The organism is Providencia sp. UF-224 (assembly GCF_058245955.1).
On the sequence record NZ_JBSICC010000001.1, the window covers coordinates 421,423 to 435,947 of the forward strand.

12 protein-coding genes are annotated in these 14,525 nt (G+C 43.0%); 1 reads left to right on the forward strand and 11 read right to left on the reverse strand.

Annotation, left to right across the window (positions count from 1 at the left end; genetic code table 11):
* Positions 1 to 147 precede the first annotated feature (147 nt).
* The gene (mnmC, locus tag AC4IFO_RS02080) at positions 148 to 2,187 is read left to right on the forward strand and encodes a bifunctional tRNA (5-methylaminomethyl-2-thiouridine)(34)-methyltransferase MnmC2/FAD-dependent 5-carboxymethylaminomethyl-2-thiouridine(34) oxidoreductase MnmC1 (RefSeq protein ID WP_490731413.1); all 2,040 of its coding nucleotides are present in this window, start codon (positions 148 to 150) and stop codon (positions 2,185 to 2,187) included.
* A 35-nt stretch (positions 2,188 to 2,222) separates the two neighbouring features.
* Here the strand turns inward: mnmC and AC4IFO_RS02085 are convergent, their stop codons facing one another.
* The 11 genes from AC4IFO_RS02085 to hutI form a co-directional block, all read right to left on the reverse strand.
* Positions 2,223 to 2,741, reverse strand: coding sequence for a GNAT family N-acetyltransferase (locus AC4IFO_RS02085; RefSeq protein WP_490731415.1), 519 nt, complete (start codon positions 2,739 to 2,741; stop codon positions 2,223 to 2,225).
* Positions 2,742 to 2,810: 69 nt separating this feature from the next.
* Entirely contained in the window at positions 2,811 to 3,083 is a 273-nt protein-coding gene (locus AC4IFO_RS02090; protein ID WP_219247140.1) for a YfcL family protein, read from the reverse strand.
* A 27-nt stretch (positions 3,084 to 3,110) separates the two neighbouring features.
* Entirely contained in the window at positions 3,111 to 3,659 is a 549-nt protein-coding gene (locus tag AC4IFO_RS02095; RefSeq protein ID WP_490731418.1) for an elongation factor P hydroxylase, read from the reverse strand.
* A gap of 17 nt (positions 3,660 to 3,676) precedes the next feature.
* On the reverse strand, positions 3,677 to 4,480 hold the full coding sequence (locus tag AC4IFO_RS02100) for a TSUP family transporter (protein ID WP_353243200.1): 804 nt from the start codon (positions 4,478 to 4,480) through the stop codon (positions 3,677 to 3,679).
* Positions 4,481 to 4,653: 173 nt separating this feature from the next.
* Entirely contained in the window at positions 4,654 to 5,742 is a 1,089-nt protein-coding gene (gene aroC / locus AC4IFO_RS02105) for a chorismate synthase (protein ID WP_219247134.1), read from the reverse strand.
* Positions 5,743 to 5,855: 113 nt separating this feature from the next.
* Positions 5,856 to 6,788: a 50S ribosomal protein L3 N(5)-glutamine methyltransferase gene (prmB, locus tag AC4IFO_RS02110; RefSeq protein ID WP_490731421.1), complete on the reverse strand. Its 933-nt coding sequence runs from the start codon at positions 6,786 to 6,788 to the stop codon at positions 5,856 to 5,858.
* A gap of 212 nt (positions 6,789 to 7,000) precedes the next feature.
* The gene (locus AC4IFO_RS02115; RefSeq protein ID WP_490731423.1) at positions 7,001 to 8,392 is read right to left on the reverse strand and encodes an amino acid permease; all 1,392 of its coding nucleotides are present in this window, start codon (positions 8,390 to 8,392) and stop codon (positions 7,001 to 7,003) included.
* A gap of 90 nt (positions 8,393 to 8,482) precedes the next feature.
* Positions 8,483 to 10,015, reverse strand: coding sequence for a histidine ammonia-lyase (hutH, locus tag AC4IFO_RS02120; RefSeq protein ID WP_490731425.1), 1,533 nt, complete (start codon positions 10,013 to 10,015; stop codon positions 8,483 to 8,485).
* Between the two features lie 12 nt (positions 10,016 to 10,027).
* On the reverse strand, positions 10,028 to 11,743 hold the full coding sequence (gene hutU / locus AC4IFO_RS02125) for a urocanate hydratase (RefSeq protein WP_490731427.1): 1,716 nt from the start codon (positions 11,741 to 11,743) through the stop codon (positions 10,028 to 10,030).
* A gap of 291 nt (positions 11,744 to 12,034) precedes the next feature.
* Positions 12,035 to 12,766: a histidine utilization transcriptional repressor HutC gene (hutC, locus tag AC4IFO_RS02130; protein ID WP_490731429.1), complete on the reverse strand. Its 732-nt coding sequence runs from the start codon at positions 12,764 to 12,766 to the stop codon at positions 12,035 to 12,037.
* A gap of 302 nt (positions 12,767 to 13,068) precedes the next feature.
* Entirely contained in the window at positions 13,069 to 14,307 is a 1,239-nt protein-coding gene (gene hutI, locus AC4IFO_RS02135) for an imidazolonepropionase (RefSeq protein WP_490731431.1), read from the reverse strand.
* Between the last annotated feature and the right edge of the window lie 218 nt (positions 14,308 to 14,525).

The following is a 14,525-nucleotide window of genomic DNA, read 5'->3' on the forward strand; positions in this document are numbered from 1 at the left end:
CTTACACTTGTACGCTGAACAAGTCCGATCAGGGTAAATTTTTGTATTTTTTTCTCTACGGCAGTAATAACACTTTTTTATGACAGTAGCCTTACACGACTATCAGCGGTAAAATTTAGCGATTATTTGGTGATCATAGGCTTTATCGTGAAAAAGAGCGCAGTACAAACCGCACGCCTTAGCTGGAATGATGAAGGCACTCCCATGTCTGAGCAATTTGCAGATATCTATTTCTCTAACCAAAATGGGTTAGAAGAGTCCCGCCATGTTTTTTTGCACGGAAATCATTTCCCTGAGCGTTTTAAGACCCATTCTGATGAAACCTGTGTAATCGCTGAAACAGGGTTCGGTACAGGTTTGAATTTCCTCGTTTTATGGCAATCATTTGTGCAGTTCAAAGCTCAGTATCCACAATCCCCCCTTAAGCGGTTACATTTCATTAGTTTTGAACAATTCCCCCTAACAAAAGCGGACTTAATTGCTGCGCATCGATGCTGGCCTGAGCTTTCTGCGCTATCTACCGAATTATGTGAAAACTGGCCGCCTGCATTAGCGGGTAACCAAAGAATTATTTTGGAAAATGGTGATATCACATTAGATTTATGGTTTGGGGATGTTAATGAGCAAATATCGCTTCTTAAAGACAATTTAAACAACAAGATAGATGCTTGGTTTTTGGATGGTTTCGCACCTTCTAAAAACCCACAAATGTGGAGTGAACAGCTGTTCGCTACAATGGTGAAACTGGCTCGAAAAGGTGCAACATTCTCCACATTTACCGTGGCTGGCTTTGTCAAACGCGGGTTGCAACAAGCAGGATTTACACTGCAAAAAGCCAAAGGTTTTGGGCAAAAACGCGAAATGTTAACAGGCATATTAGCTGAAAACACTTACCAGAGTTCAATGCCGTGGAGTAAAAGGCAACCTGCTGATAACCCGCATGATATTGCCATTATTGGTGGTGGGCTTGCTAGTTTAACTGCCGCCTACTTTCTTATGAAACGCGGTGCCAACGTCACACTGTATTGTAAAGATGCCAATGTTGCCCAAAATGCATCGGGTAACCGCCAAGGTGCTATTTACCCTTTATTAACAGGCGCGAATGACCCTCTCGAACGTTTTTTTGTCAGTGCTTTCCCATTTGCTAAACGCTTTTACCACCAGCTTGCCACCTTGGAAATTCCCTTTGATGGTCAGTGGTGTGGCGTTACTCAGTTAGCCTATAACGAAAAAATCGCCCGTAAAATTGCGGGAATGCTAGATACCGATTGGCCTGAAGATTTTGCCGTGGGTAAAAACCACCAGCAACTCAATGATATTTGTGGCGTTGATGTCAATTACGATGGTATTCATTATCCATCTGGTGGCTGGCTCTGCCCTGCTGATCTGTGCGAGGGCTTGTATCATTATCTGCAACACCAAGGTGTTCAGTTTTATTTCAATCATGATGTCACGGCATTAGTGCAAAACGAACGCGACTGGCAATTGAAGATAACAACACCAGAACAAAATGAGCTAACACGTGTACACCCAACTGTAGTTATTGCTAATGGCCATAAACTGCGCCAATATTCACAAACCGTTAATTTGCCCATAAACGCGGTACGGGGGCAAGTCAGCCATATTCCGACCAACCCAATGCTGCAAAAACTTAAAAATGTGTTGTGTTTTGAGGGCTATTTAACCCCTGCGGACAATACAGGCAAGCAACATTGTTTAGGCGCCAGCTATCAACGTGACTACCTCGATTTAGACTACAATGAAGCTGAGCAGCAAGCTAACCGCCAAAAGCTGATTGATAATTTACCCGGTGTTTCATGGCCACATGATATCAATATTTCACAACAACAATCGCGCCAAGGCATTCGCTGCGTCATACGTGACCATTTTCCACTCTTAGGAAACGTGCCAAATTATGAGCAGCATTTAGCTGCTTATCATGATTTGCAGGCAAAAATCGCAAAGAGCCAACCCATTGAGGATGCCCCCGTTTACCCCAACTTGTTTATCTTTGGTGCGCTGGGCTCAAGAGGGCTATCCACCGCCCCACTGTGTGCGGAAATTCTTGCTTCACAGATTTTTGGGCAGCCTCTACCATTAGATGATGAAACGTTGGCTGAATTGAACCCAAATCGTTTTTGGGTAAAAAAATTGCGGGTAGGCCGCCCCGTAAAAATACCTTACTAACAACCAACTGGCAGGCCTATAAATTTAAGCCTGCTTTAAGTTAATTGAATTGCCATCGCACAGCGGTCTGTTGCTTTGAACCCTGCGTCGATTTCAGCTTGTAAAATATCACGCAGTGCGTCAGTTAGTTGGCTTTCATCAATTATTTCAAAACCTAAGCGTTGGTAATAAGGTGCATTCCAAGGTACATCGCGGCAAGTGGTCAACGTTACAGTCGCTATATTACGTGCCAACGCCGCATCCAAAACCTGCTTGATCAGTTTTTTACCCAGCCCCTGCCCTTGCCATTGTTGGCAAACTGAAACCTCACAAATAAACAGGCTATCATGATGGATTTCAGCATTAATAAAACCAATGGGTCTACCGTTATCATTCACTGCCACCCATTCTAATTGCTTGGCAATAAAATCAAGGTGATCTTGCTCTGTTTGCCCATCACCTTCAGCAAGCCATTTATATTTTTCAATAGTCGTGAATGCCTGCCCAGCGGAGGCTTCAACCGCAGGGAGGTATTTGGCATCTGCCAATTTAGCTAAGCGAGTATGCGCCATCATGTTTACTTATCACAAAATTTAGCTAACAAAAAAGCGGGTTCCCCCGCTTCCAATTCATAACACAGAAAATTAAATTGCGTTATTTAATAAATTTTTCCACATACCTAAAACCAAAATTTGGTCAGGGGGTGTTAACTCACCCGCTTTAATGGCAGTTTGAATGCTTTCTTCAACGCGTTGATACAACGCTTCTGAGCTGGTTTCGTTTTCTTCTTCAAGCTCAGCCACAGCAAGGGTTAAGTGACCACGCAGATAGCCGCCTGCGAATAATTCATCGTCGCTAGCGTGTTCAACCATATCATCAATTTTTGTCAGTATGCGTGTTTCTAAATCCGCAAGCATGCTTAATCCTTACTTTAAATGTGTCAATCAGGCAAAAATGTCTTCCGGATAGGGAAAGTCTTCTGCACAAAGTGGAGGCGTATTGTAAAACGATTGTAACGCATTAATAAAGCATAATGGGCGCTCAGGAATGCCATTTTGCAAATAAGTCATCACTTGTGTATGAACTTTGCGCATAAATGCGATGCGATCGGGTTCAAAATTCCCTTCCAAATTATCGCAGCTAACATTAAAAGGAATTCCTACTGCAACACAAAATAGCCAATCAAGGGCTTGAGGCTTTATTTCAACGACTTCAAACTCACATTGTGTTTTTTCATCACGCCCATCAGGGCAATACCAATAACCGTAATCTACCTGCTGGCGCCGTGCTTCACCCGCGATACACCAGTGAGAAATTTCATGCAACCCGCTGGTAAAAAAGCCATGGGCAAACACAATACGGTGATAAGGAACGGCCTCATCGGCAGGTAAATAAATGGGTTCATCGTCCCCTTTTACCAGCTTGGTGTTATAAGTTTCACCAAAACATCCATCAAAAATATTAATCAAGTCCTGATAATTATGTTTACTCATGAATAATTTAAATCATCTTAAAATAATGAGAGGAACCAAGCTTTAATCACATCACCATGGCTATCGTGGAGTAACTTAATACTCATCAATAACGAAATCACCACAATCATCGGCCTGATCAGTTTTTGTCCTTTAGTTAGCACCAAACGAGCGCCTAATCGTGCGCCTATCATTTGGCCCGCCAGCATAACAAAACCGAGCATCCAAAGAACATGACCTCCGATAATAAAAAACACTAAAGAGCCGAAATTGGAGGCGAAGTTGAGTAATTTTGCATGAGCAGTGGCTTTTGCCAGATTATAACCGAGCAGCAGCACATAACCTAAAGCCAAAAATGAACCTGTACCCGGCCCAAATGCGCCATCATAGAAGCCCAGAGTCATACCAATAGCAATGCCAAAAAATGGCATGCTCACACGTTGCTGTCTATCTTGTACACCGATTGATGGCGTTAATAAAAAATAGAGACCAACGCAGATAACCAATACGGGAAGCAACTGCTTAAGGAAGGCGGTATCAATCATTTGAATAACAATCGCCCCGAGCATCGCACCAAACATTGTCATAATGAAGGGGAATATTTGCTCGCGTAGGTCAATCGCTTTGCGCCTAACAAAATATAAAGTGGAAGAAAATGAGCCCCCAACGGCTTGGAGCTTATTGGTCGCTAACGCTTCAACAGGTGTGATACCAACAGACAACAGCGCAGGTATCGTTAATAACCCGCCACCGCCCGCAATGGAGTCAATAAAACCAGCAAAAAGTGCAACAAAGAAAAGTAAGGCATAAACTTCAGGTGCAACGGCGGTTAGCCAATCCATTTTTCAATCCAAAAATGAGAAACATCATGATGTTAACGCGTAATTTATCGCAACTTTGCATTGCGATATCACAACCCAGATGAAATATTTTTAAGGAGGTGTCATCCAAACCTTCATTTTAGAAGAGCGACTAACTGCTTCGCTCCTCTGATAACATTAGCTATTTTTTACTGTTATTCAAATGGTTGCATTGCAGGAGTCACATCCGCACACTGACCACGGTGGCGCAAGAAATGGTCCATTAACACAATCGCCAACATCGCTTCTGCGATAGGCACAGCGCGGATCCCCACACAAGGGTCATGGCGACCTTTGGTGATCATATCCACTTCTTCACCATCACGATTCAATGTTTTACCTGAAACTGTAATGCTTGAGGTCGGTTTTAAAGCAATATGGGCAATAATAGGTTGGCTGCTGCTAATCCCCCCTAAAATTCCCCCAGCATGATTTGACGTAAAACCTGCACGGGTAATTTCATCACGGTTTTCACTGCCTTTCAGGCCAATAACACCAAAGCCATCACCAATTTCCACCCCTTTAACCGCATTAATGCTCATTAGTGCATGGGCAATATCCGCATCTAATCGGTCAAATACAGGTTCGCCTAATCCAGCAGGAACATGCTCAGCAACAACGGTAATTTTCGCACCAATGGAGTCGCCTTCTTTTTTCAAGCCACGCAGTAATTCATCAAGGGCGTCTAATTTGCTAGGGTCAGGGCAAAAGAATGGGTTTTCTTCAACGATTGACCAATCTTTAATTTCACACTCAACAGGGCCCATCTGTGTTAAACAACCGCGAATTTGAATACCTAATTTCTCTTGCAGGTATTTTTTTGCAATGGCACCAGCAGCAACACGCATTGCGGTTTCACGTGCTGATGAACGCCCACCACCACGGTAATCCCGTTGGCCATATTTCTGCTCATAGGTGTAATCGGCATGCCCTGGCCTAAAGACATCTTTGATTGCACCGTAGTCTTGTGAACGTTGGTCAGTATTTTCAATCAACAGGCCAATGCTTGTCCCTGTCGTAATACCATTAAATACACCCGAAAGAATTTTAACCTGATCAGGTTCACGGCGCGCTGTTGTATAACGTGATGTACCTGGGCGGCGACGGTCTAAATCGATTTGTAAATCTGCTTCTGTCAGTGCTAACCCCGGAGGTACGCCATCGACGATGCAACCTAATGCCACACCGTGTGACTCACCAAATGTGGTCACACGAAACAGTTGCCCAATTGAATTTCCAGCCATCGGAGTTTCCTATTTTAAGCCGTTCTTGAATACCAAGAATGTGGTTGTTAATAATGATGTTGTTATGTTGTTCTTATTGATTACCCTATACTAATCCATCGTGCAACTATTGATTAATCAATATATAAATCAAAATGCGCATGATGCTCAACCAGCTGTTCACGCGTTAACATAAATACGCCATCACCACCGTATTCGAAATCTAACCAAATAAATGGGATCTCTGGGTATTGTTCAATGAGATGCACCATGCTGTTACCGACTTCACACACCAGAATTCCCTCTTCAGTGAGAAAACGCGGCGCATTTGCCAGAATTCGACGAACCAGTTTTAAACCATCACTGCCCGCAGCAAGTGCCAGTTCAGGTTCAACACGGAATTCCTCTGGTAAGTCCCCCATGTCCTCGGCATCTACATACGGGGGATTCGTGACGATGAGGTCATATTTTACCTCTGGCATATCACGGAATAAGTCTGAACGGATAGGTACTACACGGTGATCTAAACCGTGGTTAGCGATATTTTCTTCGGCAACAGCAAGAACATCACTAGAAATATCAACCGCATCCACTTCTGCATCAGGGAATTCATAAGCACACGCAATAGCAATGCAGCCGCTGCCGGTGCATAAATCTAAAATAGTCTGTGGTTCATCTGCTAATAACCCAACAAAGTGGTTATTAATCAGCTCTCCAATTGGTGAACGTGGGATCAGCACCCGCTCATCCACATAGAATTCATGGCCGCAGAACCATGAACGGTTGGTCAAGTAGGCCACTGGAATACGGTCATTAATGCGCCGTAAAACACGCTCAATAATACGGTGGCGCTCAGTTGGCGTTAAGCGCGATGTGAGAAGTTCATCCGGCAGATCTAACGGTAAATAAAGCGTTGGCAACACTAATTGCAGCGCCTCATCCCACGGGTTATCGGTTCCGTGGCCATAATATACATTGGCGGCATTAAAACGACTCATCGTCCAACGTAAAATATCCTGAATGGTATGAAGTTCTGCAACAGCTTCATCAACGAAGATCTTTTCCAAGAAGGGTTTCTCCAGCGTGATTTTTGAAAGGGAAAATGCGAATAGCTAAAGTTTGCCACGAAGTGAAAGACAAATCAGCAGATTAATGCAATAAAATAATTAACAAAACGACCAAATCGCACCTTTGAATAGCAATTTGATGCAAAAATGCCCTTTAAGACGCTAAAGGGCATGAATGAAGATACCAAAACAATCAGAGAAAAATGGCGAGATTAACTTTCACTTTGGACGAGCGCTTCCGTTTCTTTTGCAGGCTTTTTAACCCATAACGCATAAGCGATAGTTAATAGTACTAACCAACCGATACCAACATACAAGGCAATTCGCGTGCTTTCGAAATAGCCAAGCACACCAAAGATAAACACCATAAAAGCAATCGCGAGAATTGGTGCGACAGGCCACATCGGCACCGGGAATTTCAATTGACTAATTTCTTCAGGAGACATTTTTTTGCGCATCGCAAATTGTGACAGCAAAATCATCAGCCAGACCCAAATCGTGGCAAATGTCGCAATGGATGCAATCACGACAAACACATCATCAGGAATAACGTAGTTCAAGACGACACCTACTAACAGAACTCCCACCATTACGAGCACAGTCATCCATGGCACACCATTTTTTGTTAGCTTAGTGAAGGCTTTCGGCGCTTGTCCTTCATGCGCCATCCCGTACATCATGCGCCCTGCACCAAAAATATCGCTATTGATCGCTGATATCGCCGCGGTGATCACCACCACATTCAAAATATTTGCAGCGGACTGTATCCCTAAGCTATCGAAAATTTGGACGAATGGGCTACCTTGTTGACCAATTTGGTTCCATGGGTATATACACATCAATACAAATAACGTCAGGACATAAAAAAGTAAGATACGAATTGGTACGGCGTTAATGGCCCTTGGGATCGTCGTTTCAGGGTTTTTCGCTTCACTTGCTGTAATACCTATAACCTCAATGCCCCCGAACGCAAACATCACTACGGCAAATGACGCAATCACCCCACCTATTCCATTCGGCATAAACCCGTCATGAATAAATAAGTTAGATACACCCACTGCATGGTCTGCTGCCTGACCAAAGCCAAACAACATAATTGCAGCACCGCCCACTATCATCGCAATAATCGCCACCACTTTGATAATGGAAAGCCAAAACTCCATTTCACCAAAGGTTTTTACGTGGCATAAGTTAATCGCACCGATAAAAAATATAATGCTGAGCACCCAAATCCATTGTTCAACTTCTGGGAACCACAGTTTCATATACACGCCGAATGCCGTGACATCTGCGAGACAAACAATTAGCATTTCAAATACATAAGTCCAGCCAGCAAAAAAGCCAGCTCTAGCACCTAAATAATGGCTTGCATACTGGGAAAAAGACCCCGCCAGCGGGCGGTGAACGGCCATTTCACCGAGTGCACGCATCACCATAAATACGGCCGCGCCACCAATGATATATGCCAGCAGGACCGCCGGGCCTGCAGTTTCTATCGCTTTTGCTGAACCGTAAAATAGCCCTGTACCAATCGCAGAGCCAAGAGCCATAAATCGGATGTGGCGCGCAGAAAGCCCTCGCGCAAGTTGTGATGTGCTTTGCATGATTTATCCTTCGTATTATTTTATTAGTCGTGCAGATAAATACTTCAGGCGGCCGATACATTGCCGGCCACCTTTTATTTGCTTGATGTGCTATTTAGGGAAGACGGTCCCTACCGTAAAGAGTGTTGAGAGTTTGTGTTGATTAATGAGGTTTATTGCCGCTTCAATATCAGGGGCAAAATAACGGTCTTTATCATAGTAAGCCACTTGGTCACGCAGTGTTTTACGTGCTTTTTCGAGTGCTTCACTAGATTTTAAGCCTTCACGGAAATCCATACCCTGACAAGCGGATAACCACTCTATTGCCAAAATACCCGTGACATTTTTTGCCATTTCCCATAAACGACGACCCGCCGCAGGTGCCATTGATACGTGATCTTCCTGATTTGCAGAGGTTGGTAAGCTATCAACGCTAGACGGATGCGCTAATGCTTTGTTTTCGCTTGCTAATGCAGCAGCGGTCACCTGTGCAATCATAAAGCCTGAATTCACACCACCATTATTGACAAGGAAAGGTGGTAATTGTGACATATGTGTATCCATTAATAATGCAATACGGCGTTCTGACAATGCACCGATTTCAGCCAGCGCAAGAGCAATATTATCTGACGCCATCGCCACAGGCTCTGCGTGGAAGTTCCCGCCTGAAATAATGTCACCGTTATCTGTAAAGACCAGCGGGTTATCTGACACTGCATTCGATTCAATTAAAATCACTTCAGCCGCTTGGCGAATTTGCGTTAAACACGCGCCCATCACTTGCGGTTGGCAACGTAGTGAATAGGGGTCTTGCACTTTTACGCAGTTTTCGTGGGATTTGGCTAATTCACTCGTTGGCGATAAAATTTCACGGAACATGGCTGCCACATCGATTTGCCCCTTTTGCCCACGAACTTCTTGTACACGTGGGTCAAATGGTTTACGTGAACCTAGCGTGGCTTCAACACTTAATGCACCGCAAACAATACCTGAAAGCAGGAGTTTTTCCGCTTCGAATAACCCTTTAAGCGCAAATGCAGTTGAGGTTTGTGTGCCATTTAATAATGCCAAACCTTCTTTGGCTTCTAACTTCAGTGCCGACAGGCCTGCTTTTTCCAGTGCTTTCTTCGCTGAAATCCATTTACCTTCAAAACGGGCTTTACCTTCCCCTAATAAAATCAAACTCATATGTGCTAAAGGCGCTAAATCTCCTGATGCCCCAACAGAACCCTTAGCTGGAATGAACGGATAAACTTGCGCATTCACTAATGCGATCAGCGCATTAATGACTTCAAGACGGATACCTGAAAACCCTCTCGCTAAGCTATTGATCTTTAGAACCATAATCAAGCGAACCAGTTCATCATCAAGTGGTTCGCCAACACCTGCCGCATGGGACATCACAATAGAACGTTGTAATGACTGCAAATCTTTCGTGGCAATACGGGTGTTTGCAAGCAAGCCAAAACCTGTATTGATACCATATGCAGTTTTATCTTCCGCGATGATCTTATTGACGGTTGCAACGCTTTTTTCAATCGCAGCCTGTGCACGTTTATCAAGGGAAACGGTCACTGTTTGTTGGAAAACAATACGTAACTCATCGAGTGTCATTTTTCCTGGATGGATAGTTAACTTAGTCATTAATGGCACTCCTTAGCGAGTTTTAATCATAGGTAAATTAAGGTTTTTTTCTTTCGCACAATCAATTGCAATCTCATACCCTGCATCCGCATGGCGCATAACCCCTGTTGCAGGGTCATTGTGAAGCACACGCGCAATGCGTTCAGCCGCTTCATCGGTTCCGTCACACACAATGACGACACCTGAATGCTGTGAAAAGCCCATGCCAACGCCACCACCATGGTGTAGTGAAACCCACGTAGCGCCACTAGCTGTATTCAATAATGCATTGAGTAATGGCCAGTCTGATACGGCATCAGAGCCATCTTTCATGGATTCTGTTTCACGGTTTGGACTTGCGACAGAACCTGAGTCTAAATGGTCGCGCCCAATGACTATGGGTGCGGAAACCTCACCACTTCTAACCATTTCATTGAATGCTAAGCCGAGTTTTGCTCTATCCCCTAGCCCTACCCAGCAAATACGCGCAGGTAATCCCTGGAAGCTAATACGCTCACGCGCCATATCTAGCCAGCGGTGTAAGTGTTTGTCATCAGGTAATAATTCTTTAACCTTGGCATCCGTTTTATAAATATCCTCAGGGTCGCCAGATAGAGCGACCCAACGGAACGGGCCAATCCCGCGACAGAATAATGGACGAATGTAGGCAGGAACAAAGCCAGGGAAGTCAAAAGCATTTTCGACGCCCATTTCCAACGCCATTTGGCGAATATTATTGCCATAATCAAACGTTGGAATGCCTTGTTTTTTAAACGCTAACATCGCTTTGACATGTTCAGCCATGGATTTTTTCGCAGCTAACGCGGTGCCTTGCGGGTCTTTTACGCTTTGCTCTCGGTATTCATCCCACGTCATGCCAATCGGTAAATAGCCATTTAGTGGGTCGTGTGCACTAGTTTGATCTGTCACCATATCGGGTTTTACTCCGCGTTTAACCAGTTCAGGCAGGACTTCTGCGGCATTTGCACACAACGCAATAGAAATGGCTTTACCTTGCGCGGTGTATTCTTTGATACGAGCAAGAGCATCATCAAGATCAGTTGCTTGCTCATCAATGTAGTGAGTTCTTAAACGAAAATCGATACGGCTTTGTTGGCATTCAATATTAAGTGAACAGGCCCCTGCTAATGTGGCAGCTAATGGTTGAGCACCGCCCATTCCACCTAAGCCAGCAGTTAACACCCAGCGCCCCGTTAAATCACCATTAAAATGCTGACGAGCAGCTTCAACAAACGTTTCGTAGGTTCCTTGCACAATGCCTTGGCTGCCAATGTAAATCCAACTCCCCGCGGTCATTTGCCCGTACATTGCTAAACCTTTTGCATCTAGCTCATTGAAATGCTCCCAGTTTGCCCAGTGCGGAACTAAGTTTGAGTTAGCAATTAATACGCGTGGCGCATTCGAATGTGTTTTAAATACACCCACAGGTTTACCTGATTGCACAAGCAACGTTTCGTCGTTTTCAAGTTGCTTTAGTGATTCAATGATTTGGTCATAGCATTGCCAGTTACGTGCAGCGCGACCAATTCCGCCATACACCACCAGCTCATGGGGGTTTTCAGCAACATCAGGGTCAAGGTTATTCATTAACATTCTCAGTGGCGCTTCCGTCAGCCAACTTTTTGCCGTTAATGTATTTCCGTGCGGCGCTCTAATTTCGATATTTCTGTATTTATTATTCAGTGCTGTCACTTGTATACCCTCTTTTATCGAATCATTGGATACCATTCATGTTTATATAGATATAGTTGTATATACATGTACGATCAATCCATTTTTTAACATAAAAATTAAAAAAATTTGATATAAAAAGGTTTTTTTGCCTGAAAAAACATTGAGATGAATATTTTATATTTTTTATAAACGCTGTTTTTTTCTTCTAAATTTGCCTACTCGATCACATTTATTTCACAACAAATTTACACTTAGTAGGTAAAGGATAAAAAATGCAGAATTGTGTTTTGGAGGGTGATAAACGGAAAATTGCGTTAAGCAAAATTCCGTTTATCAATTAATGAGTTAAGAGGAAAAACTGCCTTTAAGCTTATAACGATGCCCTGGGAACAATAATTTCGTGCTTGTCACAATATAAGCTTGCGACCATGTGCGTCGGGTAATCAATAAGCATGAAGCACCAACATTTATTTGTAGTAACCTTGCTGAGCGCTCATCGGCCTCAATAGCTTCAACTATATGTTCACCTTGGGTCAATGGCGCCACTTGTGATAAATAATCGTGAGGTGTGATCGACAAAAAGTTTTGCTTAAGGTAATCAGGTGCAGCTAACGCATTCACATAACGGTCTTCAATTTGCACTGGCACATCATTTTCCATATGGATAATCACCGAATGAAAAACAGGGGCTTCAGTAGGAATATTAAGTTCACTTGCTAGTGCAGCAGAGGCTTGAATTTCTTCAAGTTTAATAATCCGACAACTATATTTGTGATTCCTAGCAAGAATTTCAGCTTCAATACTGTGAATTTCAAATAATGCGGATTGCCCTTTCGGCTCAGCAACAAACGTCCCAACACCTTGTAAACGAACAAGCAGCCCTTCCGCTGTTAATTCTCTTAAAGCACGGTTAGCTGTCATTCGGCTGCATTGAAATTGAGAAACAAGTTCAGACTCAGACGGAATACGGTCATTCGTACGCCATTCTGCGGTGTGTATTTTTTCAATGATTGATTGCTTAACTTGCAAATAGAGTGGAACTGGCGTTCCTGATTTATTTTTTTGTTCGGCTGTCACTGTTCATTCCAAATTAGTCATTAAAATCTTGAATGTGCGTATGCTATTTTAATCATCATCACGCAACACCGCCTCAGTGCTATCGGATATCGTCATCCTGACAGTCGCGAATAAAATTCACCATTTTTTAAACACGTTAGTTGTGTAATTAAACAATGATGCTTAATAAAAAATTAAAAACAAAATACTGCCCGTATATAGTGACCACTTACACTATATACGGCAATAAGAACTTTATTAATTAATTATGGCGATTATCACGCCAATTTAAATGTCTTTTTTTATGCTAACGGTTATCAATATTATTGGTTATGGTGTGTGATTTGCCCTTGATAGACACGTATATGCATCGGGTTACTCCCCTGCTCATATATCATTTCTACAGGCTCTTTGGCATTCCAAACAATAAAATCTGCGGTAAAACCAGCTTTTAACTGACCATGTGTGTGTTCTTTCCCTAAGGCTTTTGCTGCATGACGGGTCACTCCAGCCCAGATTTCCTCTGGCGTTAATTTAAATAATACTGCCGCCATATTCATGATCAGGCGTAATGATGCAAATGGACTTGTTCCAGGGTTAAAATCCGTTGATATCGCCATTGGTACTTGGTGTTCACGTAATAAGTCAATGGGTGGCAACTTCGTTTCTCGTAAGAAATAAAATGCACCGGGTAACAACACAGCGACTGTTCCGCTTTCTTTAAGTGCTTTAATTCCAGCTAAATCTAAGTACTCAATATGGTCAACCGATAGACCATGATAGCGTGCAACTAACTCACTACCACCGAGATTAGATAATTGCTCAACATGGCCCTTCACCGGTATGCCTAATTGCTGGGCAGCGGCAAATAATTTCTCACTTTGCTTAAGAGAAAAGCCAACACTTTCACAAAACACATCAACAGCATCAAATAGCCCCTTATTCCATAATTCGGGCATAATTTTTTGGCAAATAAGGTCAATATATTCGTCTGGTTTACCTTTAAATTCTGGCGGTACCGTATGAGCAGATAAGAGCGTTGAAGAAATGGAAATAGGATATTCTGCAAGTAATTTTTTTGCGACCCGCAATTGTTTTTCTTCGTTTTGGTAATCAAGTCCATAACCTGATTTCATTTCAATGCTCGTCACACCTTCACGAATTAATGCATCTAACCTTGGCTGCGCTTTTTCAAATAGCTCTGTTTCGCTCATTTGCCTTGTAGCACGAACGGTTGAGTTAATTCCACCGCCCTGTGCACTTATAGTTTCATAAGAAACACCATTCATACGCTGCTCCCATTCAGAAGCGCGATCTCCGCCAAAGACTAAATGAGTATGGCAGTCAATCAAACCAGGAGTAATTAGTTTTCCTTTTACATCAACAACCTGACATTGATTTTGTTCAATTTCCTTTGGTGGTAAGATTGCAATAATTTGGTTATCACGAACGACTATGTCATGATTTTCGATTAGCCCGTAAGGCTCAATCCGATCTGGGTCCATTGTCGCAATACGACCATGACGCCAGATCACATCTTGCGGTAGCGTTTTAAATAACATCAGTTTTCCTATTGTCGTGGCAGGTTGATTTATTAGTTTGAAAAATAATGGTATAGATATGTATATACAATTAGACTAGTTATACACCATTTGTCAATCTCTGCGACTCAAAAGGTAACAATTTTGTTATGTCACGCTAAAAAATGCATTTGTCCCCATATCTCACGAAAATAGGTTACACTAGTGACCTGCAAAATGGCTCTATACATATTATTAAA